Origin of the sequence: Citrobacter sp. RHBSTW-00017 (genome assembly GCF_013797615.1) — a bacterium.
Lineage (GTDB): Bacteria > Pseudomonadota > Gammaproteobacteria > Enterobacterales > Enterobacteriaceae > Citrobacter > Citrobacter braakii.
This window is the reverse complement of the sequence record NZ_CP056899.1, coordinates 1,423,845-1,448,962: the sequence shown is the minus strand read 5'-3', so window position 1 is coordinate 1,448,962 and position 25,118 is coordinate 1,423,845. Positions and strand designations below refer to the sequence as shown.

General features: G+C 54.5%; 22 protein-coding genes. 16 read left to right on the top strand and 6 right to left on the bottom strand.

Annotated elements, in window-relative coordinates; translation table 11 throughout:
- Positions 1–319: 319 nt before the first annotated feature.
- The 7 genes from HV037_RS06995 (at position 320) to csiE (ending at position 8,629) form a co-directional block, all read left to right on the top strand.
- Positions 320–1,303, top strand: a complete 984-nt coding sequence (locus HV037_RS06995; RefSeq protein ID WP_003037665.1) for an autoinducer 2 ABC transporter substrate-binding protein — start codon at positions 320–322, stop codon at positions 1,301–1,303.
- Positions 1,304–1,406: 103 nt separating this feature from the next.
- Positions 1,407–2,915, top strand: a complete 1,509-nt coding sequence (locus tag HV037_RS06990) for a sugar ABC transporter ATP-binding protein (RefSeq protein ID WP_016154014.1) — start codon at positions 1,407–1,409, stop codon at positions 2,913–2,915.
- Complete coding sequence (locus tag HV037_RS06985) at positions 2,908–3,897, top strand: ABC transporter permease (RefSeq protein WP_008785467.1); 990 nt, start codon at positions 2,908–2,910, stop codon at positions 3,895–3,897. The genes HV037_RS06990 and HV037_RS06985 overlap by 8 nt, the downstream gene beginning before the upstream one ends.
- A 1-nt stretch (position 3,898) precedes the next feature.
- Complete coding sequence (locus HV037_RS06980) at positions 3,899–4,852, top strand: ABC transporter permease (RefSeq protein ID WP_003037658.1); 954 nt, start codon at positions 3,899–3,901, stop codon at positions 4,850–4,852.
- Positions 4,853–4,869: 17 nt separating this feature from the next.
- Positions 4,870–6,507, top strand: a complete 1,638-nt coding sequence (locus HV037_RS06975; protein ID WP_003847100.1) for an FGGY-family carbohydrate kinase — start codon at positions 4,870–4,872, stop codon at positions 6,505–6,507.
- Positions 6,504–7,103, top strand: a complete 600-nt coding sequence (locus HV037_RS06970; RefSeq protein WP_047358248.1) for an SIS domain-containing protein — start codon at positions 6,504–6,506, stop codon at positions 7,101–7,103. The genes HV037_RS06975 and HV037_RS06970 overlap by 4 nt, the downstream gene beginning before the upstream one ends.
- 248 nt (positions 7,104–7,351) lie before the next feature.
- The gene (csiE, locus tag HV037_RS06965) at positions 7,352–8,629 is read left to right on the top strand and encodes a stationary phase inducible protein CsiE (RefSeq protein ID WP_103284114.1); all 1,278 of its coding nucleotides are present in this window, start codon (positions 7,352–7,354) and stop codon (positions 8,627–8,629) included.
- Here the strand turns inward: csiE and HV037_RS06960 are convergent.
- Positions 8,624–9,772, bottom strand: a complete 1,149-nt coding sequence (locus tag HV037_RS06960; RefSeq protein ID WP_103284115.1) for a 3-phenylpropionate MFS transporter — start codon at positions 9,770–9,772, stop codon at positions 8,624–8,626. The genes csiE and HV037_RS06960 overlap by 6 nt on opposite strands.
- A 489-nt stretch (positions 9,773–10,261) precedes the next feature.
- Between HV037_RS06960 and HV037_RS06955 the strand changes: the two genes are divergently transcribed.
- From HV037_RS06955 to HV037_RS06940, 4 genes are all read left to right on the top strand, one after another.
- The gene (locus tag HV037_RS06955) at positions 10,262–10,840 is read left to right on the top strand and encodes a fimbrial protein (protein WP_049270012.1); all 579 of its coding nucleotides are present in this window, start codon (positions 10,262–10,264) and stop codon (positions 10,838–10,840) included.
- Positions 10,841–10,916: 76 nt separating this feature from the next.
- Positions 10,917–11,609: a molecular chaperone gene (locus HV037_RS06950; protein ID WP_049041542.1), complete on the top strand. Its 693-nt coding sequence runs from the start codon at positions 10,917–10,919 to the stop codon at positions 11,607–11,609.
- 52 nt (positions 11,610–11,661) lie between these two features.
- Positions 11,662–14,157, top strand: coding sequence for a fimbria/pilus outer membrane usher protein (locus tag HV037_RS06945; RefSeq protein WP_103284116.1), 2,496 nt, complete (start codon positions 11,662–11,664; stop codon positions 14,155–14,157).
- Positions 14,148–15,230, top strand: a complete 1,083-nt coding sequence (locus HV037_RS06940) for a fimbrial protein (RefSeq protein ID WP_103284117.1) — start codon at positions 14,148–14,150, stop codon at positions 15,228–15,230. The genes HV037_RS06945 and HV037_RS06940 overlap by 10 nt, the downstream gene beginning before the upstream one ends.
- 3 nt (positions 15,231–15,233) lie before the next feature.
- Here HV037_RS06940 and hcaR read toward each other — a convergent pair whose 3' ends face one another.
- Entirely contained in the window at positions 15,234–16,115 is an 882-nt protein-coding gene (hcaR, locus tag HV037_RS06935; RefSeq protein ID WP_016157149.1) for a DNA-binding transcriptional regulator HcaR, read from the bottom strand.
- A 135-nt stretch (positions 16,116–16,250) separates the two neighbouring features.
- On the opposite strand from hcaR, the gene hcaE reads away from it, so the two are divergent.
- From hcaE to hcaD, 5 genes are read left to right on the top strand one after another with little or no spacing between them, the layout of a single operon-like run.
- Positions 16,251–17,612: a 3-phenylpropionate/cinnamic acid dioxygenase subunit alpha gene (gene hcaE / locus HV037_RS06930; RefSeq protein ID WP_103284118.1), complete on the top strand. Its 1,362-nt coding sequence runs from the start codon at positions 16,251–16,253 to the stop codon at positions 17,610–17,612.
- A complete protein-coding gene (gene hcaF / locus HV037_RS06925) occupies positions 17,609–18,127 on the top strand; it encodes a 3-phenylpropionate/cinnamic acid dioxygenase subunit beta (RefSeq protein ID WP_016154024.1) in 519 nt (172 codons plus the stop codon). The genes hcaE and hcaF overlap by 4 nt, the downstream gene beginning before the upstream one ends.
- Positions 18,127–18,447 carry a 3-phenylpropionate/cinnamic acid dioxygenase ferredoxin subunit gene (gene hcaC, locus HV037_RS06920; protein ID WP_016154025.1) on the top strand — a complete coding sequence of 107 codons (321 nt, stop codon included), beginning with the start codon at positions 18,127–18,129 and terminating at the stop codon, positions 18,445–18,447. The genes hcaF and hcaC overlap by 1 nt, the downstream gene beginning before the upstream one ends.
- Positions 18,444–19,256, top strand: a complete 813-nt coding sequence (gene hcaB, locus HV037_RS06915; RefSeq protein ID WP_019077395.1) for a 3-phenylpropionate-dihydrodiol/cinnamic acid-dihydrodiol dehydrogenase — start codon at positions 18,444–18,446, stop codon at positions 19,254–19,256. Before hcaC ends, hcaB begins: the two co-directional genes overlap by 4 nt.
- A gap of 9 nt (positions 19,257–19,265) precedes the next feature.
- Positions 19,266–20,468 (top strand): phenylpropionate dioxygenase ferredoxin reductase subunit, encoded by a 1,203-nt coding sequence (gene hcaD / locus HV037_RS06910; RefSeq protein WP_016157152.1) that lies wholly within the window; start codon positions 19,266–19,268, stop codon positions 20,466–20,468.
- A gap of 101 nt (positions 20,469–20,569) precedes the next feature.
- Here hcaD and HV037_RS06905 read toward each other — a convergent pair whose 3' ends face one another.
- From HV037_RS06905 to HV037_RS06890, 4 genes are read right to left on the bottom strand one after another with little or no spacing between them, the layout of a single operon-like run.
- Positions 20,570–21,451, bottom strand: coding sequence for an aldose 1-epimerase (locus HV037_RS06905; RefSeq protein WP_016157153.1), 882 nt, complete (start codon positions 21,449–21,451; stop codon positions 20,570–20,572).
- Positions 21,452–21,460: 9 nt separating this feature from the next.
- Positions 21,461–22,522 carry a zinc-binding dehydrogenase gene (locus HV037_RS06900; protein ID WP_016157154.1) on the bottom strand — a complete coding sequence of 354 codons (1,062 nt, stop codon included), beginning with the start codon at positions 22,520–22,522 and terminating at the stop codon, positions 21,461–21,463.
- Positions 22,523–22,549: 27 nt separating this feature from the next.
- Positions 22,550–23,548 carry an ABC transporter permease gene (locus tag HV037_RS06895; protein ID WP_016157155.1) on the bottom strand — a complete coding sequence of 333 codons (999 nt, stop codon included), beginning with the start codon at positions 23,546–23,548 and terminating at the stop codon, positions 22,550–22,552.
- A 27-nt stretch (positions 23,549–23,575) separates the two neighbouring features.
- A complete protein-coding gene (locus HV037_RS06890; RefSeq protein ID WP_088583052.1) occupies positions 23,576–25,093 on the bottom strand; it encodes a sugar ABC transporter ATP-binding protein in 1,518 nt (505 codons plus the stop codon).
- Positions 25,094–25,118 lie beyond the last annotated feature (25 nt).

Below are 25,118 nucleotides of genomic sequence, written 5' to 3'. Positions count from 1 at the left end.
TTTTCCGGTATCGATTCAGTTCTCAATTTCAACAATTTCTTCTTCAGCAACATCCTCCCAAATACCTTTTCGTCGCCACAACTTAAGTAAAATGATAACAATTTGTTAATTTATGGTTTCATTTTAATGTTTTGTTAACACTGAATTTAAATTCCTGAGTGTATTCCGTGCAAATTTAACCAATATTTAACCATTTATTTTCCATAAAATTACAATAATGGGCATAGATCACATTCACCAAACTTGTAATTCATTCCCTCTTCCATTCGTTGTTAACTTCACGCCGTGACATGTCCTGCCCCCTACGAAAGGTACAACTATGAAATTCAAACTCGCATTACTCAGTGCAACCCTGGTTTCTGCATGCATGTTGTCCGGCACGTCCTTTGCGGCGGAAAAATATGAAATTGCTGTGGTTGCCAAAGTCACCGGGATTCCGTGGTTTAACCGGATGGAAACCGGTGTTAATGAAGCAGCAAAAAAACTGGATGTGAATGCTTACCAGACCGGGCCTTCCACGCCGGATCCGGCACAGCAGGTCAAAGTGATTGAGGATCTGATCGCCAAAAACGTCAATGCCATCATCGTGGTACCGAATGATGCCAAGGTCCTTGAGCCAGTACTGAAAAAAGCGCGCGATAAAGGCATTGTCGTTCTGACGCACGAATCCCCGGATGAGCAAATTGGCCAATGGGATATCGAAACCATCGATAGTGAAAAATACGCGCAGGCTAACGTCGATGAGTTAGCAAAAAACATGGGCGGCAAAGGGGGTTACGCCATCTATGTCGGTTCACTGACGGTGCCGCTGCATAACGCGTGGGCGGATTATGCAATTAAGTACCAGAAAGAAAAATATCCGGAAATGTTTGAGGTCACTTCACGTCTGCCGGTCGCGGAAAGCATCGATAAATCCTACGCCACGACGCTGGACCTGATGAAAACCTATCCGCAGATGAAAGGCATTATCGGTTTCGGCTCGCTGGGTCCAATCGGGGCGGGTCAGGCTGTGCAGAAAAAACGCGCCAAAGACAAAATCGCCGTTGTCGGGATCGCAATGCCAGCACAGGCTGCACCTTACCTGATGCGTGGTGATATCAAAAAAGCGCTGCTGTGGGATCCAAAAGACGCGGGCTACGCGCTGGTAACGGTTGCCGATCAGCTGTTGCAGGGCAAAGAAGTTAACGCCGACCTGAGTATCGATGGTTTAGGGAAAGCCGATATCGACACGGAGAAGAAAGTGATCCGCTTTAACAAGATCCTCGAAGTCACCAAAGACAACGCACAATCACTTGGTTTCTAAGGCTTTAGCCAACACCAGGGAACCTTAACGCCGGCCGTCTGGCCGGCGCTATCAACCAAACTAACACTCAGCGTCCATCCGGGCGCTCGCAGGGGTATTGTCCATGGCAGACACCACCGCATTTATCACTCTTGAGAATATCAGCAAACAATTCCCGGGCGTGCTGGCGCTGGATAACGTGAATCTGACGCTGAGAAAAGGCGAAGTTCACTGTCTGGCGGGTCAAAACGGCTGTGGTAAAAGTACCATTATTAAAGTGATCTCCGGAGTTTATCATCCGGAAAAAGGCGCGCAGATTTTACTCGATGGCAAATTGTTCCATCACCTGACGCCGCAGCTCTCTTCCCATTATGGCATTCAGGTTATTTATCAGGACCTGTCGTTGTTCCCTAACTTTAGCGTCGCGGAGAATATCGCGGTCAACCGCTATCTGCCCGGTGGCGATATCTGGGTACGTCGTGGCGCCATGAAGCAGCAGGCGCTGGCAGCCATGAAGCGCATCGGTGTGAACATCGATCCCGATAAAAAGGTTGAAAAACTCTCGATTGCCGACCGACAACTGGTCGCCATTTGCCGGGCGATTGCCGCCGACGCGCGTCTGGTGATTATGGACGAGCCCACCGCCTCACTAACCCGTCAGGAGGTTAATGGCCTGCTACGGGTCGTTAACGAACTAAAAGCTGCCGGAATTTGTGTAGTGTTTGTCAGCCACCGTCTGGATGAAGTGATGGAAGTGGCTGACCGCATCAGCGTGATGCGCGACGGCAAACTGGTGGGCACTTATCCTGCCAGCGAACTCGACAGCCACGAGCTGGCTTTCCTGATGACCGGACAACGCTTCCACTATAGCCCGCTGCCGGAAAGACCCGCTATTGAGCAAGAGCCCCTGCTGGAGCTGCGCAACCTCAGCCGCAGAGGCAAATACCAAAACATTAATTTGTCGCTGCACGGTGGCGAGATTGTCTCCATTGTGGGCCTGCTGGGCGCCGGACGCACCGAACTTTGTCTGAGCCTGTTTGGCATGACGCACCCAGAAAGCGGTGAGATTCGCATTAACGGCCAGCCGGTCACTCTTCGCAATAACCATGATGCCATCAAACATGGGATCGGCTACGTCTCAGAAGATCGCCTGACGCAGGGGCTGATCATGGAGCAGTCGATCTACGATAACACCATCGTCACAGTGTTTGATCAACTGCATACCGGCAGCGGCCTGCTCGATCATCGTAAAGCGCAAAAGCTGGTCGCCGACTTGATCCGCGAGCTGAATATCAAAGTGTCCGATCCACACCTGCCGGTTAAAACCCTTTCCGGCGGTAATGCCCAGCGTATCGCCATTGCCAAATGGGTGGCGACTAATCCCCGCATCCTGATCCTCGACTCCCCTACCGTAGGCGTAGATATCGCCAACAAAGAGGGTATTTACCAGATAGCCCGCGATCTGGCTGAACAGGGTATGGCGGTGCTGATGATTTGCGATGAAATCCCGGAAGCGTATTACAACAGCCACCGCGTGCTGGTGATGCGTCGCGGCAGGCTGGTGGCGGAATTTAATCCTCATCAGTGCCGTGAAGAGGAGATTGCTGAAGTGGTCGAGGTAATCAATGAATAAGATGCATCTCTCCCGTTTAATCGGGCAACATGAGTTTTGGCTGGGCCTGCTGGTTGTGGCCCTTGCCGTTGGGCTGAGCATCAGCACCGATGAGTTCTTGTCTTTGGGGAACCTGACGGATGTGGCTACCAGCTATGCGATTCTCGGCATCCTTGCCTGCGGGCTGTTTGTGGTGCTGATTTCCGGTGGGATCGACATCTCATTTCCGGCGATGACCGCGATAGCCCAGTATGCGATGGCCAGTTGGGTTATTGGCCACGGCGGCAACTTCGCGCTGGCGTTAATCATCGCGATTGCGGTGGGTCTGCTGCTGGGACTTATTAATGGCTTCCTGGTCTACTGGCTGCGCGTTCCGGCCATCATCATTACCATCGCCACGTTGAACGTTTACTACGGTCTGCTGGTGTACGCCACCAAAGGCACCTGGCTGTACGGCTTTCCGGACTGGTTTATGAACGGCATCAATTGGTTCTCGTTCACCGCGGCGGATGGCTACGACTACGGCTTGACACTGCCTCTGCTGTGCCTGGCGGCTGTGATCATCTTTACCGCCGTGCTGATGAACTATACCCGTCTTGGCCGTCAGGTTTACGCCATGGGCGGTAATCGTGATGCGGCCTCGCGCCTGGGACTGAATCTGCTGAAGCTGCATTTCTACGTGTATGGCTACATGGGCATTCTGGCAGGCGTTGCCGCCGTGGTTCAGGCGCAAATCACCCAGTCAGTTGCGCCCAATTCGCTGCTCGGCTTTGAGTTGACGGTGCTGGCGGCGGTCGTGCTCGGCGGAACCAGCATGAGCGGCGGACGCGGCACATTAACCGGAACCCTGCTCGGCGTGGTCCTGCTGGCCTTCTTACAAAATGGCCTGACGCTGCTCAGCGTCTCCTCTTACTGGCACACCGTGTTCAGCGGCGCCATTATCCTGGTCAGCATTAGCGCCACGGCCTGGAACGAAAAACGCAAACTGGCAAGGGAGCTTTGAGATGAAAACAATCGCCAGATTTTTACCCGGTGATGCCATCATTCGTCTGCAATGCGTCATTATTGTGGTCGTCGCCCTGGTCTTCTCGGCCCTGCTCGGCAGCCGTTTTTTCAGCGTCGCTAACTTCCAGTCGATTGGCTCGCAACTGCCGATTCTTGGCATGCTGGCCCTCGGGATGGGCATGACCATGCTGACCGGCGGCATAAACCTGTCGATAATTGCAGGAGCGAATGCCTGCTCGCTGGTAATGGCGGCGATTATCGTCACCCATCCGGATAACCCGCTGTTTCTGGTGCTGGCGCTGCTGGCAGGCGCTGCCGTGGCGGTCGCAATCGGTACGCTCAACGGCGCGCTGATTGCCTGGGTCGGGGTTTCGCCGATTCTCGCCACGCTCGGCACGATGACGCTTATCTCCGGGCTGAATATTCTGCTTTCCAATGGGACAGTGATTTCCGGTTTCCCGACCGCCATTCAATATCTTGGTAACGCCACGATTGCCGGTATTCCGGTAGCGCTGCTGCTCTTTTTCCTGGTGGCAATCCTGCTGTGGGTACTGCTGGAGCACACCACGCTTGGGCGCAGTCTGTATCTCGTGGGTTCCAATGAACAGGCTACCCGCTACAGCGGCGTAAATACCGTCCGGGTACAAATTTCCGTGTACGTGATTTCTGCCCTGCTCGGCTGGGTCGCCGCCATACTGATGATGGCGAAATTCAACTCGGCAAAAGCCGGATACGGTGAGTCATACCTGCTGGTCACCATCCTTGCCTCCGTCCTCGGCGGCATCAACCCGGATGGCGGTTTCGGGCGCATTATCGGCCTGGTACTGGCGCTGATTGTGCTGCAAATGCTGGAAAGCGGCCTTAACTTGCTGGGGGTCAGCAGCTATCTGACGATGGCGCTGTGGGGCGCGGTGCTGATCCTCTTTATCGCATTACAGAATCGTAAAGCCTGATTTCAGGAGAAAAAATTATGGCAAGTTACTTTATTGGTGTGGATGTCGGAACCGGAAGCGCCCGTGCCGGCGTGTTTGATCTCAACGGCAGAATGGTCGGCCAGGCCAGTCGGGCTATCGAGATTTACCGCCCGCAGGCCGATTTTGTTGAGCAGTCTTCCGATAACATCTGGCAGGCGGTGTGTAACGCGGTTCGCGATGCGATTAACCAGTCAGATATCAACCCAATCCAGGTGAAAGGTCTGGGCTTTGACGCTACCTGCTCACTGGTGGTGCTGGATAAAGAAGGTAAACCGCTGACCATCAGCCCGTCCGGGCGCAGCGAACAGAACATCATTGTGTGGATGGATCACCGCGCCATTACCCAGGCTGAACGCATTAACGCCCTGCATCATCGGGTGCTGGACTACGTTGGCGGCATTATCTCCCCGGAAATGCAAACGCCCAAGCTGCTGTGGCTGAAGCAGCATATGCCCAATACCTGGGCCAATGCGGGTTACTACTTTGACCTGCCCGATTTTCTGACCTGGCGCGCAACAGGCGATGACACACGCTCATTGTGTTCGACAGTGTGTAAATGGACCTATATGGGCCATGAAGACAAATGGGATGCCAGCTATTTCCGCCAGATTGGGCTGGAAGACCTGCTGGAACATGATGCTGCCAAAATTGGTCGCTACGTGAAAACCATGGGCGAACCTCTCGGTCACGGGCTGTCCGCGCGCGCCGCCAGCGAAATGGGACTGATTCCAGGGACCGCGGTCAGCGTCTCGATAATCGATGCCCACGCCGGCACACTCGGTACGCTCGGCGCAAGCGGAGTTTCCGGCGAGGTGGCGGATTTTGACCGTCGTGTCGCGCTAATTGGTGGCACCTCCACCGGACACATGGCAATTTCCAAAGAGCCGCGTTTTATCGGCGGCGTCTGGGGCCCTTACTACTCAGCCGTACTGCCGGAATACTGGCTCAATGAAGGCGGGCAGTCAGCAACCGGGGCGTTAATCGACCACGTTATTCAGTCGCACCCGTGTTACGAAACCCTGCTAACGCAGGCTAAGTCTCAGGGGCAAACCATTTATGAAGTGCTGAATGCGCTGCTGCGTAAAATGGCTGGTGAGCCGGAAGATATCGCCTTTTTGACCCGTGACATGCACATCCTGCCCTATTTCCACGGCAACCGCTCGCCGCGTGCTAACCCCACGCTCACGGGAGCAATCACCGGACTGAAGCTGTCCCGCACGCCGGAAGATATGGCGCTCCAGTACCTCGCAACCATCCAGGCCATTGCGCTGGGAACGCGCCATATCATTGAAACGATGAACCAAAGCGGCTACACCATCGATACGATTATGGCCAGCGGCGGCGGGACGAAAAACCCGATCTTCGTTCAGGAGCATGCCAACGCCACCGGTTGCGCCATGCTGCTGCCTGAAGAGAGCGAAGCCATGCTGCTGGGCGGCGCCATGATGGGGACTATCGCTGCAGGCGTGTTCGACACGTTCCCGGAAGCGATGTCGGCAATGAGCCGGATTGGTAAAACGGTCACCCCGCAGACCAATCGCATTAAGCAGTACTACGATCGCAAATATCGGGTATTCCACGAGATGTATCAGGATCATATGAAATACCGCCAACTGATGCAGGAGGACGCATGAGTGACTCCTGGTCTCAGGCCACCGGCGTATTTCAGCTCTATAGCGATGCCCTCGCAGGTCTGGGACAGCATCTGACTGAACCGGTCTGGCAGTCGCTAATGGCGGAGCTGCGCGGTTGCCAGGGGAAAATCGTCGTCACTGGCGTCGGTACATCCGGTATTGCGGCGCGTAAAGTTGCGCACATGCTCGCCTGCGTGGAACGTCCGGCGATTTACCTCAACGCGACGGATGCGGCGCATGGCGATCTCGGTTTTTTACGCGCCGACGACCTGGTCATTATGCTATCACGCGGGGGAAATTCGGATGAACTCACCCGACTGCTGCCCGGGCTGGCTGCGAGAAATGTGCCCATCCTGAGCGTGACTGAAAACGCCGACTCAGCCATTGCTAAAGCGTCGAGGCTGGTGATTTCCACCGGCGTCCAGCGTGAGGCCGACCCGTTGAACATGTTGGCCACCACCTCAATTTTACTGGTCCTGGCTATCTTTGACGCAGCCTGCGCCTGTCTGATGAGCGAAAGCGGTTACTCAAAAGAGACGCTATTGTCTGTACATCCTGGCGGTGATGTGGGATTAACGCTGAGCCGCGAGCAGTAACACCAGACCGCGCATTTCCACTCGTCTTCTCAACCCGTCACCCTCAGGCGGGTTTTTTTTATGTCTCAATAGAAGATAAAACAGTGAAAAAGCCAGTTAACGCGCTGCGTTCCACTCCTGCTATCTGTTCCGCACGTTAAAAATTCTGTGACGCTCTCCAGCATTCCTGGTGGAAAGCATTCCATTCTCCAAATCTATGAGCAAACTTTAGCTATTCTTATCAAACATACTTACGGGAGATCCTACAGATGATGTCAACGCTTGCTCCACCATCTGTACTTTCCGCTCCCCAGCGCCGTTGCCAGGTGCTGCTGACGCTTTTCCTGCCAGGGCAAATCGCTACAGCTCAAACCTTCAGTAGCCTCAATGGCGTTGATGATGCCACTGTTGAGGAAGATATTATTGGCGCAGGACTCGAAATCCAGCGCTATCACCGACTCGCGATTACCACCGCGCTGAATGGCGGCTATACGATCGAAGGGACCCCGCTAAATCAGCGCCTGTGTCTGTTACAGTGGCTGCGCCGCGGTCTGCGGATCTGCCCGACTTTTATCGCCCAGCATTTCACACCCGCATTAAAAATGGCGCTAAAACAACAAGGTATCGCGCGTACGCTGTATGACGACACCAATCTGCATGCGCTCATTAATCTGTGCTCCCGGCGCTTGCAGAAGCCGTTTGAGTACCGTGACATCCAGTTCCTGCGCCTGTATTTACAGTATTGTCTGCTACAGCATCACGCGGGAGTCACCCCGGAATTTAATCCGCTCCAGCAACGCTGGGCGCAATCCTGCGCAGAGTATCCGCTCGCTGAGGAAATTGGCCGCCACTGGCAACGCCACGTCATGCAGAGTGCGCCGCCGGGCGAATCGCTGTTTATGGCGTTGCTGTTCTCAATGCTCCGTATCCCCGACCCCGAGCGCGATAACCACCAGCAGGATCGTCGCCTGCGCCTTGCTATTGCACGGCTGGTGCTGCGTTTTCGCGAGTATGGCAATGTGCGCTTCAGCGATGAGCAAGGACTGAACGATCAGCTGTATATTCACCTTGCCCAGGCGCTTAACCGCAGCGTGTTTGCCATTGGCATAGATAACACGCTGCCGGAGGAGTTCAGCCGACTTTATCCCCGTCTGGTTCGTACTACCCGCGAGGCGATACATGGCTTCGAAGCGGAGTACGATGTGCAGTTTTCAGAAGAAGAGATCGGGCTGGTCGCCGTTATTTTCGGTGCCTGGCTGATGCAGGAGAAGGATTTGCACGAGAAGCAGATTATCCTGCTGACCGGCAACAATGAACAACTTGAAGCGCATATTGAGCAACAGCTGCGCGAACTGACGCTGCTGCCGCTCAACGTAAAACATATGCCGATGCAGGACTTTCAAAAACAGGGTACACCGCGCGGAGTCACGCTGATTATTACGCCGTATACCACGCCGCTGCCGCTGTTTTCTCCGCCGTTGATTCATGCGGATCTGGCACTTACGCCGCATCAGCAGCAGCAGATCCGCAAAATCCTCGAATCATAACGTTGCAGGCTGCGCCACCACCTTCGGGCGCAGAAAGATTGCCGGTAGCGCCACCAGCGCCATCACCCAGAACACGCCGTTGCCCAGATTCTGGTACAGGTAGCCTGCGAATACGGTCATGATGGCGATGCTGCCGCCCATCGCCACCGCAGAATACACCGCTTGCAAACGTATCACTTCGCTGCCCTGGCGCGTCGCGATATAGCGCATTGCCGCCAGGTGGCAGACGGTAAAGGTTCCGCAATGGAGGATTTGCACCATGATCAGCCACGGTAGCTCAGTGCTCCAGCCCATCAACCCCCAACGTGCCACGCCGCAAACGGCGGAAAGCAGCAGCAAATCGCGCGCGCTAAAGCGGCGGAATAGCTTGTGACTGAGCGCAAAAATAATCACTTCCGCCACCACGCCTAATGACCACAAATAGCCCACCGCCGAAGCGGAATATCCGGCAGACTGCCAGTAGATGGCGCTGAACCCGTAATAAGCGGCATGCGCACCTTGCAACAAACTCACACAGGCCAGAAAACGCCAGCTTTGGGTTATCAACGCACGCCAGGCGGGCCATCCCGCGCTCTCCTGCTGACGGTTTTCCCCCGCTGGCTGCACGCTCGGGCGGATCATCATCCCCAATAGCATCGACGCGACGCCAAGCGACAGCAGGACCAGGATCACCCGATAGTCAAACAGGCTCACCAGCTTACCGGTCAGCGCGGAGCCAATCACAAAGGCAACGGATCCCCACAGTCTTACCCGACCGTAGTCCATGGTTATCTGTTTTTGCCAGGTGTTGGCCAGCGCGTCGGTCAACGGCACCAGCGGCGAGAAAAACAGGTTAAAGCCGACCATCACCACCATCAGCCACGCCACGTTGGTGCCCGCCCAGAAGGCCAGCGCAAACACCAGCGTCAACAGCGCCAGAATACGTAAAGCAGAGATCAGACGAGAGGGATCGCTTACGCGCGGCGCAATCAGCAAACTGCCGAGAAAACGGGCAATCAGCCCCGCGCCCAGCAGTAAACCGATGGTTTCCGGCGTCAGCCCCAGCCCTTCGAGCCAGACGCTCCAGAAAGGCAGAAAAATACCGTAGCTAAAGAAGTAGGTGAAATAACCGAGCGCCAGCCAGCGCGTGGAATGCAAAGCCATGGGTCCTCCCGTTTTAGAAGCCCTAGTCTAATGACACAAGCCGCATTCTGAAGAGTACTACTGTTCACATTTACCAGATAATTGTGACAAACATCACTTTTAACCAACACTGTTGGCTATCCGAATCCACAATCATTTACACCTGTACAATTTTACAGCAGAAGATGTGATGGGATGAGTAAACAGGAATGCAAGAAAGGAAAATATTTAGCTAAAAAACACGCAACTGAATATTAAGGGCTTAATATTATTACGAGTATAATACTTAGCAAAAACATTCGTTATTATAATATTTCACCCCTCACCAATTTAATATTATTTAATACAATGACAGTTAATTTTCTTATTTTTAATAAATATAATCTGAAAACATCACGCCTTAACTTGCTTATGCACGAATATCGAATACCATCGCCCCGCAATTAATTTTAACCTGTATGTTTTCATAAATTTAATTGTCAATAGGTTTATCGGATAAGAGGGAATTTAATGAACAAAATTACAAAATCTATAGCAGTTAGCCTGATAGCACTTTCTGCGGGAAGCGCATGGGCGACAGATGGCACCATTGAATTTACGGGTGAAATTCTAACCAGCACCTGTGAGTTTTCTAATGGCGACGTCATCAAGGTGGAACTGGGTCACTACGCCGCCGCGCAGTTTAAAGAAATTGGCGACCGCTCCCCGGCGATTCCGGTTGATATTCCGTTAAAAAATTGCCCAACCACCACGTGGAAACACGTTGATGGTACAACGGACAACTCGTTCCAGCTGTGGCTGGAAACGCGCACAGGCAGCACCGTGACTGCGCCCGATCACGACGCTCTGGTCGCCGTTAGCGGCCTGGATACCGCCGCAACAGGCGTGGGTATCCGTATCGACAGAGCCAGCGACGGCAAGCAAATGTCACTGAATAAGCTCACCACGCCGAAAGTTAGTTTTACCCCGGACGCCAATGGCACCACTACCGTAGGGCTGCAAGCCTATTACGTCTCCACCGTTGATTCATCACTGATCACCCCTGGGGAAGCCAACGCCAACGTGGATGTCACCATAGACTACCGCTAATTCCCGTACGTCGTCTCTTTTCTTCCAGCAAGGACGGAAAGAGACGTTTTCTGACGTCTGGTTAAGGATGACTGTGATGAAAAAACACACTATTCTCGTATTATCGATGCTGCTTGGCGGCTGGGTCAGCCAGTGCCTCGCGGGTGGAATTGTGCTAGAGAGAACTCGCGTCATCTACGATGCCGGGAAAAAAGAGGCCGCCCTGCCGGTGGCTAACCGCAGCGAAAACCTGCCCTATTTATTACAGTCGTGGGTCGATAATGCGCAAGGAACGGCGCGTGGTCCTTTTATTATTACGCCACCGCTATTTCGTCTGGATTCGGGCAGCGATTCATCACTACGAATAATTAAATCATCTGAAAACATCATTAATAACAAAGAATCACTTTTCTTTATTAACGTCCGCGCGATCCCGGCAAAAAGCCAGTCTGCCGACAGCGATAATAATATGCTGACCCTGGTATTTAAAACGCGTATCAAACTGTTCTATCGGCCAGCCAATTTAACGGGTAAACCTTACGATGCCTATAAATCTCTCCAATATAAATATAGCAATAATAAGTTAGACATCTATAACCCATCGGCTTATCACGTCGTCTTTGCCGGTATTGCGCTCGGGAAAACCGATCTCACCAGTAAAATCGACTATATCGCTCCCGGCGAGCATAAACAGATCGAGGTTCCCGCTTCTGCAGGGAAAACGGTGCAGTGGGCAGCCATTAACGACTACGGCGGGGCCACCAAAACGGAAACCCGAACGCTGCAATAGCCGTACCCCATGTTGACCATACGATAATAGCTCTCAAGGAATGACAAGCGAAATGGTGCAATTAACACCGCATTTATTAACCACGAAACGGCTCTCTTTCTGGATACATTGCGCGATTGTCAGCGGATGCCTGAGCGCATGCCAGGCCTGGGCCAGCGATCTCTATTTTGACCCGGCGCTGCTGGAAACGGAGAAAAGTGGCCAGCGGGCAGTGGATCTCAACGTATTTTCTCAGAATAACGCCCAGCTCCCTGGTGAATATATTGTTGATATTTATATTAATAAAAAGAAAACGGTACAATGTACGCTGCCGTTCATCGCCGGTAAAGACCACCAGTTGATTCCTCAGTTCACCCTTGGGCAGCTACGTGAGTTAGGCTTTAAGATCGACAACTATCCGCAGCTTGCTGAGCAGGACAACCGTACGATAATTGCCGATCTGGCGCAGGCCATCCCCGGCAGCGTCTCTCAGTTCGACTTCAACCACAGCCGGCTGAATCTCAGCGTGCCGCAGATTGCATTGTACCGCGACGCCCGCGGCTATATTGACCCCTCCCGCTGGGACGACGGTATGCCGGTGCTGTTTACCAACTACGCCTTTAGCGGCTCGCAGAACCAATACGAAAGCGATAACACCCAGCACCAGTATCTGAATATGCAAAACGGCGCCAATATCGGCCCCTGGCGGCTGCGCAATTATTCCACCTGGACGCACAACGATAACGACACACGCTGGGAGAGCATTAATAGCTGGTTGCAGCGGGATATCAAAAGTCTGAAATCGCAGCTGGTAATGGGCGAGAGCGCAACGGAAGGCACAGTATTCACCAGCTATCAGTTTACCGGCGTGCGGCTGTACTCCGATGAAACCATGCTGCCCAACAGCCAGCGCGGCTTTGCGCCGACTATTCGCGGTATCGCCAACTCCAGCGCTATCGTCACGGTACGGCAAAACGGCTACACCCTGTATCAAAGCAATGTCCCGGCCGGCGCCTTTGAAATCAACGACCTCTACCCCTCTTCCTTCAGCGGCGATTTAGACGTCACTATCGAAGAGGCCGACGGTAGCGTGCGGCACTTCGTCCAGCCATTCTCCGCGCTACCGCAGATGCAGAGGCCGGGATATCTCAAATACAGCGCCACCGCCGGGCGCTTTCGCGCCGCCAGCTCGCAGGACAGCAACGAACCGGAGTTCCTTGAAAGCACCGCCAGCTATGGCCTGAACAACGTGTTGACCCTGTACGGTGGCCTGAATGCCTCGCAGGACTATCGGGCGCTGGCGCTGGGTCTCGGCTCTACACTCGGCGAACTTGGAGCGGTATCGATGGATGTCAGCCGTGCGGATACCCAGCTTGATAACGATGAAAACTATCACGGCTACAGCTGGCGTACCCAGTACATCAAAGATCTACCGGAAAGCGGCACCAGCGTGTCAGTAAGCTACTATCGCTACACCAGCAGCGGTTATTTCAACTTCTCCGACGCCAACCAGAAGGACATCAGCGCCGACGACCGCCTGCGCAATGAAGCTCAGTTCACCGTCAGCCAGTCGCTGTTTTCTGGTATCAGCTTCTACGCCTCCGGCTCGCAGCAGAAGTACTGGGATCGCGGGGGGCAGGATAAAAACCTGTCCATCGGCCTGAACGGCAATCTATGGGGCGTGAGCTATAACCTCAGCGGCCAGTTCACCGATTCGCAGGACAGCGACAACGATCGGACGCTGTCGCTCAGCCTGAGCGTACCGCTGGATCGCTGGCTGTCGCATGCGCGGGCAACCTGGCGCACCACCGATCAACGCGATCGCGCCACACAGCACGAAGTGGGTATCAACGGCTCGCTGCTGGAAGACCGTCGACTGAGCTATAGCCTCAAACAGCGGCAAAGCGAAGGCGGCGGCGGTGATAGCAGCAGCCTGTACGGCAGCTATCGCTCTGCCTATGGCACCATGAATGCGGGCTACGACTACAGCAGCGATAGCCAGCAGATGAGCTACGGCCTCTCCGGCGGTATTGTCGCCCATCCCCACGGCGTGACGCTGTCGCAGCCGCTGGGTAATGCCTTTGCGCTGATTGACGCCAACGGCGCGGCAGGTATCCGGGTGAAAAACTATCCGGGCATCGCCACCGACTATTTTGGCTATGCCATTATCCCCTATCTGACCGCGTATCAGGAAAACGCCATCTCTCTCGATACCACTATGATGCCGGATAATGTCGATGTGACCGAAACCGTGCGTACCGTGGTGCCTAATCGCGGTGCCGCCGTAACGGCGCACTTTATTGCCCAGACCGGCTACCGCGTGCTGTTGAAACTCACCGATGCGCGAGGGAATGCGCTGCCCTTCGGCGCAGTAGCCAGCAGCCAGACGCAGCAAAGCATCGTCGATGAAGGCGGCGTGCTGTATATCACCGGCGTGAACAATCAGCCGCAGAGGTGGTCCGTGCGCTGGGGCAATCAGCCTGATCAACAGTGCCAGTTTACCTTCAGCCTGCAGGAAGATGCCGCTCGCAGCGCCGCAATACATAATGGGAACGCACTATGTCAATAAAGAATTCGTGGATGAAAAATGGGATTGCCGCCGCGCTGCTGGTGCTATCTATCGCCCCGGTCTACGCGGCGAACGGGTCCTGCGCCGCAGCAGGTCGCTTTAACGCCGATGTCTCCAGCGACTGGACACAAGCCCAGAACGTCGCCGGAACCTCGCTGGAGCTGCCGACACCGCTCTCGGGCGGTGCCTATCAAATTGATTGTGACTGTGGCGCGGGTAGCAGAGTGGCGCTGTTCTATACGGTCACCAGCGCGCTACCCGGAATCGGTCAACTCAGCGGCTTTTACCATCTGAATGATAATCTGGATATTAAAACCGAAGTTGACGATATTCCCGGCGCCACAGCAGTCTTACCGACAAACCGTGACCCATTGAGAGAAAATGGCTCGTATGAAATAAACAACCCCAAAGGCAGCGTGTGTACCGACGATCCGGCGGAGAATCGCGCCGCGCCGTTGACGATAGGCGCACGTACCCGTTTTACGCTGTACGTCACCAAACCCTTCTTAGGTGAACTGGTGATTCCAGATACCCAAATCGCCTCCGTACGGGCCGGATGGAGCACGACGACCTCTCCTCCGTCAATGAACAGCCTGGGAAATATCGCCGAGCTGCACATCCAGGGGAGCATCACCGTGCCTCAGGACTGTAAAATCAACCAGGGCGACGTCATTCAGGTCGATCTCGGTTATATCAACACCAGCCGTTTCACTACCCGTAATGAGATGCCGGACGGCTATACACCAGTCAATTTTGATATTGTCTACGACTGTGGCGATACATCAAGCATCAACAATAAGATGGAAATGAGGATTGATGGCGATGATCTGCTTGATCAGTACACATTAGTCGCCCGCCGCCGGGAGGCCGATAATACCCCAGACATCGGCGTGAGAATGGCTCGTATCGACGACACCCACATCAATATCCCGTTCACAAATGGGTTAATCGGTATCCATCCTTCCGGCCGGGGGGTCATCAGCCTGGAGGCATGGCCGATCAATCTCCTCGGTGGAACGCCAGCCCCAGGTAAATTTAGCGGTACAGCCACGATTACCGTTCTCGTGAAATAGCGGTTACTCTATCCTCTGGCGTTGTGCCAGTTCGATGAATTGCTGCAGGGCGGGCTTTAGCTCGCCCTTCTTCCATGCCATCAACAATGCCAGCGTTGGCGCTTCACCGACGATTGACCGAAAAACCACCTGCCCGGTATTAAAATTATTCATATAACCGGGTATCAAAGTCACCCCCAGCCCCATGCCGACCAGATTCATGGTCACCAGAATATTGGTCGCTACCTGCACAATATTGGGCTGGCTTTCCTGCTGCTGAAACCAGTTTTTGACAATCATCGCTAGCGCCCCGGAATAAGCGGGATCGGTACTGACAAAATTTACGCCGTGTAACTGTTCTGCGGAGATCGCTTGCTCATTGGCTAACGGATGATTCACCGGTAACACCACGACCAGCGGCTCATGAATCAGCTCCAGATAATCCAGCTCCGGGCTGTACACCGGGTGACGCATTAAGCCCACGTCCAGTTCTCCGTTGAGGATCCTTTCTTCCTGTTCGGTGGTTATCAGGCTTACCAGCTCAATGTGTGTATCCGGTTGTTTTAAACGAAATAAGGGCAGCACCTTCGGGAGCAAATTCACCTCAGCGGAAGGGACAAAACCAATAGCGAAATGATTATCTTCCTGCCCCGTTTTACGGGCGCGAACTTTGGCATTTTCCGCCTGCTCAAGGATCGCCAGCGCATCCTGTAAAAAGCACTCCCCGGCCGCCGTCAGCGCAACTTTTCGCTTATCCCGCACCAGTAACGGAACGCCCACGCAGGTTTCCAGATCGCGGATCTGGCTGCTTAACGACGGCTGAGAGGTATGCAGCTTTTCTGCCGCCCGGGTGAAATTCAGCGCCTGCGCCACCGCCACAAAATAGCGTAAGTGCCTCAGTTCCATGCCCTTCTCCTTGTTATCGAAAAAATGTCTCAACTGGTAGAAATTTACTATTTCACAGATTGATAACTAACCAGCAACATCCTTATGGCACAAAAATAGAAGGTCAATACATCTTATCTTTCAGGATTAAAAAATATGACCACACCCTCAAATTTAGACATCTACCAACTGATCGACACGCAAAACGGTCGTGTAACCCCACGGATTTATACTGACCCAGAAATTTACCAACTGGAGCTGGAGCGCATCTTCGGGCGCTGCTGGCTATTTCTCGCCCACGAAAGCCAAATCCCCAAAGCCGGTGATTTTTTTAACACCTACATGGGCGAGGATGCGGTCGTGGTGGTTCGCCAGAAAGACGGCAGCATCAAAGCGTTTCTCAACCAGTGCCGCCACCGGGCGATGCGCGTCAGCTACGCCGACTGCGGGAACACTCGCGCCTTTACCTGCCCGTATCACGGCTGGTCGTACGGTATCAATGGCGAGCTGATCGACGTCCCGCTGGAGCCTCGCGCTTACCCGCAAGGGCTATGCAAATCGCACTGGGGACTGAACGAAGTTCCTGGCGTAGAGAGCTATAAAGGGCTGATTTTCGGCAACTGGGACACCACCGCGCCCACGCTACGCGATTATCTCGGCGACATCGCGTGGTATCTCGACGGCGTGCTTGACCGCCGCGAAGGCGGCACAGAAATCGTCGGCGGCGTACAGAAGTGGACCATCGACTGTAACTGGAAATTCCCCGCCGAACAGTTTGCCAGCGATCAGTATCACGCATTGTTCAGTCATGCCTCCGCTGTGCAGGTGTTGGGGGCAAAAGACGACGGTAGCGATAAACGCCTCGGTGACGGACAAACCGCTCGCCCGGTGTGGGAAACCGCCAAAGATGCACTACAGTTCGGCCAGGACGGGCACGGCAGCGGCTTCTTCTTTACCGAAAAGCCGGATGCCAACGTGTGGGTCGACGGCGAAGTCTCCAGCTACTACCGCGACACCTACGCGGAAGCTGAACAGCGTCTGGGTAAGGTTCGTGCCCTGCGTCTGGCCGGTCACAACAACATTTTTCCAACGCTTTCCTGGCTCAATGGTACCGCTACGTTGCGCGTCTGGCATCCGCGCGGTCCTGATCAGGTTGAAGTGTGGGCGTTCTGTATTACCGATAAAGCCGCCTCTGATGAAGTGAAAGCCGCATTTGAAAACAGCGCTACGCGCGCTTTTGGCCCCGCCGGATTCCTTGAGCAGGACGACTCGGAAAACTGGAGTGAAATTCAAAAACTGTTGAAGGGCCATCGGGCGCGTAATAGCAAACTGTGCCTGGAAATGGGGTTAGGTCAGGAGAAACGTCGTGAAGACGGCATTCCGTGGATCACCAACTACGTCTTCTCAGAAACCGCCGCCCGCGGCATGTATCAGCGCTGGGCTGATTTACTCAGCAGCGAAAGCTGGCAGGAAGTGCAGGAAAAAACCGCCGCTTACCAGCAGGAGGTGATGAAATGAGTGCTTTAGTTTCCCTGGAACTGCATCACCGCATTACGCAGTTTCTCTACCATGAAGCCAGCCTGCTGGATGACTGGCAGTTTCGCGACTGGCTGGCACAGCTGGATGACGACATTCGCTATACCATGCGCACAACAGTCAATGCCCAGACGCGCGACCGTCGCAAAGGCGTGCAGCCGCCAACCACCTGGATTTTTAACGACAACAAAGATCAGCTTGAACGCCGTATTGCGCGACTGGAAACCGGGATGGCCTGGGCAGAGGAGCCGCCGTCGCGTACCCGACACCTGATCAGCAACTGTCAGGTCAGTGAAACCGAAGTGCCGGATGTATTCGCCGTGCGTCTTAACTATCTGCTGTATCGCGCGCAAAAAGAGCGCGATGAAACCTTTTACGTCGGCATGCGCATGGACAAAGTGCGCCGTTTACCGGGCGATGAGTGGCGCTTACTGGAGCGTGAGATCGTGCTGGATCAAGCGGTGATCACCTCCCATAACTTGAGTGTATTGTTCTGATGAGTCGTATTTATGCCTGCCCCGTAGGGGATTTGCCGGAGGGTGAAGCGCTCCGGCTCGACACCTCGCCTGTCATCGCGCTGTTCAACGTTGGCGGCGAGTTTTATGCCATTAACGATCGCTGTAGCCACGGTAATGCCTCGATGTCGGAAGGTTATCTGGAAGACGATGCGACGGTGGAATGCCCGCTGCATGCCGCCAGTTTCTGCCTGAAAACCGGTAAGGCGTTGTGTTTACCTGCCACCGATCCGCTGACCACCTACGCAGTGTACGTGGAAGGTAGCGATGTGTTCGTTGATATTCCAGAGGACGCGAGATGAGCGATTTACGCGATAACGTGGTCTTTATCACCGGCGGCGGCTCCGGTCTTGGCCTGGCGCTGGTCGAGCGTTTCATTGAGGAAGGCGCGCGGGTCGCCACGCTGGAACTTTCGCCAGCCAAAGTCGCCAGCCTGCGCCAACGTTTTGGCGAACATGTGCTGGCAGTAGAAGGCAACGTCACCTGCTACGCCGACTATCAGCGCGCGGTGGATCAAATTCTGGCGCGCTACGGCACCCTGGACTGTTTGATCGGCAACGCCGGGATATGGGATCACAACGCCTCGCTGGTCAATACGCCAGCGGACGCGCTGGAGAGCGGCTTTCATGAGCTGTTTAACGTCAACGTGTTGGGCTATCTGCTGGGTGCAAAAGCCTGCGCCCCTGCACTTATCGCCAGCGAAGGCAACATCATCTTTACCCTTTCCAACGCGGCGTGGTATCCCGGCGGCGGCGGTCCGTTGTATACCGCCTCTAAACATGCCGCCACCGGGTTGATTCGCCAGTTAGCCTACGAGCTGGCGCCAAAGGTGCGCGTCAACGGCGTCGGTCCGTGCGGTATGGCGACCGATCTGCGCGGCCCACAGGCGCTGGGCCAGGGCGATACGTCGATTATGCAGTCGCTGACGCCGGAAAAAATCGCCGCCATTTTGCCGTTGCAGTTTTTTCCTGAGCCAGCGGATTTTACCGGCCCGTATGTGATGCTGGCGTCAAAGCGCAACAATCGCACATTGAGTGGCGTGATGATCAATGCCGATGCCGGTTTGGGCATTCGCGGTATTCGTCACGTTGCCGCCGGACTGGATCTCTGAGGAGGCGTTATGAGCCATAAAATTATCGCTATCGTCGGCGGTGGTCAGGCTGCGGCAATGGCCGCCGTCGCACTGCGTCAGCAAGGATTTAACGGCGAATTGCATCTGTTTTCTGATGAGCCGTATCTGCCCTATGAACGCCCTCCGCTCTCCAAAGCGATGCTGCTGGACGAAAATCCACAGCGACAGCCGATCCTGAACGCTGACTGGTGGCGAGAGAACAACGTACAGCTGCATCTTGGCGTCACGCTGCGTCAGATTGACCGCACCTCTCGCACGCTGATGCTCGCCGATGGTCAGTCCTACCGCTGGTCGCAGTTGCTGTTGGCTACCGGGGCCGCCGCCAGACCGCTGCCGCTACTGGATAAACTGGGCGAACGTTGCTTTACCCTGCGTCACGCCACAGATGCCGAGCGTCTGCGCGGTGCCTTGCTGCCGGGCAAGGCGATTGTGATTGTCGGTGCGGGCACCATTGGCCTGGAATTAGCGGCCAGCGCGATCCAACGCGGCTGTAGGGTGACGTTAGTGGAGCTGGCCTCAACGGTAATGGGTCGCAACGCCCCTGCTCCGGTGCGCGACTATCTGCTAAACCGCCACCGACAGGCAGGGGTGCGGGTGCTGCTCAACAGCGCCATTGAGCACGCTGAAGCGGGAGAGTTTCTCTCGCTTACCCTGCAAAACGGCGAGACGCTACAGGCCGATGCGCTGGTTTATGGCATCGGTATCGTGGCGAATGATGCGCTGGCTCGCGAAGCGGGGCTGGAGACGGCTAACGGTATTATCGTTGACTCCGCCTGCATCACCTCCGATCCCGCGATTTTTGCCGCCGGTGATGTGGCGATAACGCGCCAGCCCGACGGTTCGTTAGAACGAGTAGAAAGCTGGGAAAATGCCAATAACCAGGCACAGATTGCCGCTGCCGCAATGCTCAATCTGCCGTTGCCGGAGAAGACGCCTGGCTGGTTCTGGACCGACCAATTTAATGACAATCTGCAATTTGTTGGCGATATGCAAGGGCAAACATGGCTATGTCGTGGCAATCCGGATGACGGCAAGGCTATCTGGTTCCACCTGCGTGATGGGAAGCTAATTGGCGCAGTAGCGCTCAACAACGGACGCGAAGTGCGCGCACTGCGTAAGTTAATTCATTCAGGACGAGTAGTAAGCGAGGAAGCGCTGTGCGATGAAGGCGTAGCGCTGAAGTCGTTGTGATAGCAGCCTGATAAGCGCATTTTTGCCCAGTCAACAACGCCGGAATAAGTATAGAAGCCGCCGAAGTTGACGTTATTCCTGCCCGTTTCCGGGCAGGGAGTTTAATAAGACTGAATATTCAGAGTCATCTTTTGCCGCATGCTTTCGCCGCATGCCAACAGGGTTAACTGACCAAAATCCGGGCGATGGTGATCGTCAGGCGCATGGCTCATGGGTTCAAAACAGAAAAAATCGAATGCATATCCCTTATCAAATGCCGGATCGGAAACAAAAACAAAATAGCAGGGCGCAGGTGGCTCGGTAGTCATCAAAAGCTGATACCCCAAATCGGGTTGCTGGATTGCCGCAGCCCCATCCCAGCCGGAGAAACCATTATTCACCCAATGTTCAGGCAGCGGAGCGGGCTGATTGAAATCCAGCTCTTGCGGCAAGCTCTCCTGGTGCGCGCCGGTTAGCCAGTGTTCTTTCTCAAGCCAGTAGCCGTTGGCATGCGCCTGTATACGGGTTCCCGGCGACAGCGGGAAATAGGGATGCCAGCCCAGGCCAAACGGGAGCGAATCCCCCTCATTGGTGACGATCAGTTCAACCTCAACCCCGCTGGCGCTCAGGGTAAAAACCTGCTGCGCCGTATAAAGATAGACTCCCTGCCGATGGATATACTCCAGTCTGAGCTGCGTCGGAGAGTGTGCCACACAGCGCCAGCGATTCAGCCAGCCATCGCCGTGAAGGTAATGGCGGTCCCACTCAACGTTAGGTTGCAGCTGATGCTCTCCCGCCGGTGAGCGAAACCGATTTCCGCTCACCCGGTTACCGAACGGCACGAGGGGGAAACAAGACGATTCCACCGCAATTCCGCTTTTCAGGCCTGGGCGCAGCACGGGGCTCATTTCCCCCTGATGTTGCCACCACAGTCCCTCAATCGCCCCGCCCTGCTCCGCAACCTGAAGCCGCAGATTGCTATTTTCCAGCGTATAAAGCGTCATCTGGCCCCCTTAATCCGGAAAGTTAATAACCACTTTGCCGCACTTCCCGCTCGCCATCAGCGCATAGGCTTCCCCTGCCTGTTCAAGAGAAAAACGATGCGTAATCGCACTATGCGGCCAAAGCTTCCAGTCGGTCAGATCGCGGGCGCATTTCTCCATATGGAACAGGCTGGTTACCCAGGAGCCAATAATACGCCGCTGGTGATGCATCAGGTCGGCACTCACTTCAAATTCAACTTTCCCGGTTTCACCGATATAGACAACTCGCCCCCAGTCCGCTGTCGACTGCAATGCCAGCAGACGACCCGCTGCATTACCGGAACAATCCAGCGCCACGTCCGCGCCGCCGTGCGTCAGTTCGGCAATCAGCGCCGGTAGATTCTCCGTCGTGGCCAGGAATCCGTTGTCCATCACGCCCAGCTGTTTTGCCGTCGCCAGGCGATCTGGCAGCATATCGACGCCAATAACGCGCTTCGCCCCACGCCCCTTCGCCAGCATCATGGCCATCATGCCGACAGGCCCGAGGCCGACAACCAGAACGTTGTCACTGCCGGACACTTCACCACGCAGAATACCTTCGTAGGCTGTCCCAACGCCGCAGCTAATAAACGCCCCGTCTTCATAGCTCAGGGCATCCGGGAGATGAATCAGGTCTTTCTCTTCCGCTAATAAATATTCAGCATGACCCCCGTCGCGCTGCCAGCCGTAGGCGGCTTTGCCCTCCCCGGTACAGGAGATCGGAAAACCCCGTCGGCAGTTGGAACAGAATCCGCAGCCGGAAATATGGTAAACCAGCACCCGGTCACCCGCTTTGAAGTGTCGACAGCCAGCCCCGGTTTCAATAATTTGTCCACAAGGTTCATGACCGTTAACAAACCCCTGATACAATGGCTTATCCGGCGCAGCAGCAGTCCCCCGATGCTGATGATAAATATAATGAACATCGCTCCCGCAAATTCCTGATGATTTCATTTTAATGAGAACCTGATTGATACCCGGCGTTGGCACAGGAACCTCTCTGAGTTCAACGGTGGAATTTCCCGGTAAAAAAGCAGCCAGCATTGTTTTCATCATTCCCTCTGCATAAATTAATAAATATTAATGTTTAAGTTTACTGTTACGTTGGGTCAGCAATATATTCGCCAGCACTGCCACCACAATAATTAGTCCGCGAACAACCTGCTGGAAGAAAGAGTTAATTCCCAGCAGCACCAGTCCATTACCAATAAGGGTAATCACCAGTACGCCTAATAAAGTGCCAAACAGTGAACCGCGACCGCCGGACAGCGCGGTGCCTCCGACCACAACCGCCGCAATGACGTCAAACTCCAGTCCATTTGCCGCCCCCGCATTACCTGAGCCAAGCCTGGCGGCCAACAGAATCCCGGTAATGGCAGCCAGCAAACCGGAGAGCGTAAAAATCAAAATACGCACCCGCTTAACGTTAATCCCGCAAAGCTGCGCGGCGGTCGCATTCCCGCCGGTGGCAAAAACGGAGCGACCAAACGCAGTCTTGCGGCTGATAAAGACAAAGATGACGAACAGAATCAGCATAATGAGCGCCGACACCGGGATGCCAAAAAGCTGCCCACCGAGCCATTCCAGCACCTCATTTTCATCAATCGGTACCGGAAGCGCGTTGGTCATAAACAGTCCCATACCGCGTAAGGCGCTCCACAAACCTAATGTGGCCACGAAGCTTGGAACGCTAAATACGCCACGCAATACGCCAGCAAGCGTGCCCAGCGCGGCGCCCAGAATTAACACCATCAGGCAGGCAAGGCTAAGCGGCACCTGAAACTGTAACAGGAAGGCCAGACAGACGGAGATAAACGCCACCATCGGCCCAACACTCACGTCTATCTCACCGGAAATAATAATGAGCGTCATTGCCCATGCGGCAATCCCAATCGTCGCGGCATCCCGGAGGACGTTCATTTGGTTATTTAACGAAATAAATCCTGGCGCGTTCAATGAAAATACCAGATATAAAATAGCAATAACCACCAGCAAACCAATTTCATTAATATGATTGCTAATAAATTGCTTTGGCGCGGTACTTTTGCCTTGCGGCAGCGTTAATGATGAGGCAGACATCTGTTATTTCCTCAATAAACGTAATGGCTAGTGCGTGGATAGAATGGCCGACATTAATTCATCGACATTTACAGGGGCTAAAAGCTCGCGGGTAAATTCGCCGTTTTGCAGCAGCAAAATACGATCGCAAACTAAAGGCAGTTCTTCTATTTCGCTGGAAATGAAGATGACACTTTTTCCTTCTGCGGCCAGCTCACGCACGATACGATATATCTGCTGTTTGGCTTCGATATCGACGCCGCGCGTCGGCTCATCAAGGAGCAAAATTTCGCTTTCGGCATATACCCAGCGTCCAATGACCACCTTTTGCTGATTGCCGCCCGATAACGTCCCGATTGCGGTCTGCGTATTTGCCGCTTTTACCGTCATCCTGCTCATCACCGCCGCCGTCAGCGCCTGGATCCGCTGCCAGTTCAACACGCCACGCTGACTCACCTTGTGTCGGTTGGTCATTACCGTGTTTTCATCCACACCCAGTAGCGGAATGATCCCCGCTTCTTTACGGTTTTCCGGGGTATAGCCCACGCCGCTTTTGAGCATTGCGGCATAATCAGGCTGCGAAATATTCACGCCGTTCAGCGTGATTTCTCCGCGGGAAAATGACTCTAATCCAATGATTGCCTTGAGTAATTCGCTACGGCCCGATCCCAGCAGACCTGCAATCCCCAGGACTTCGCCCCGGTGCAGCGTAAAGCTAATATTATGTAGCTTTGGCGGATGGCATAATTGCGCAACCTGCAGAACCGGAGTCGTTAGCGAGATGCCGGGTTTAACCCGCGGGAGATCGATATGTTCCCTGCCCAGCATCAACGATACGATTTCCTGAGTGGTCGTGCTCTCCAGCGTAACATCCCCGGCGACCTGACCATCGCGCATGATCGTTGCGCAAGAGGCGATACGGCGGATCTCCTCCATGCGATGACTGACATAAATCACGGCGACGCCCAGCGCTGACATCCGTTTTACCGCGTTGATCACCAACTCAACTTCCGCATTAGCCAGCGAGCTGGTCGGTTCATCGAGAATAACCACCTGCGGCTGGCCTTTCATTACACGGGCAATCTCCACCAGTTGCTTTTGTGCCGGACTCAACGTCCCGACTAAAGCATCGGGTGGAACATCAACACCGAGAGCCGCCAGTGCCTCTGTCGCCTGGCGAGCCATCATAGTCTGATTAATCATGCCATTACGACGCGGCCATTGACCAAGACAGAGATTTTCAGCAACCGTCAATCCCTCAACCAGACTCAGCTCCTGGTATACGGCTCTGACCCCCAACTCCGCTGCGCGTCGCGTCAGCGTGGCATCGCTGCCCTCAAGGCGGGTTCCACCCAACCAAATTTCGCCGCTATCAGGACTTTCACTGCCGGTCAGCATACGAATGAGCGTGGACTTTCCCGCGCCATTTTTCCCCAATAGCGCCCGAACCTCACCTTTTGAGAGCATAAAATTCACGTTATCCAGCGCCACGACGCCGGGATAACGCTTATTTCCTGCGACTATCTTCGCGACCGGTGTCGACGTTTTTTCACTTGCTGTCATCACATCTCTACCTCAGTTAACGGACAAG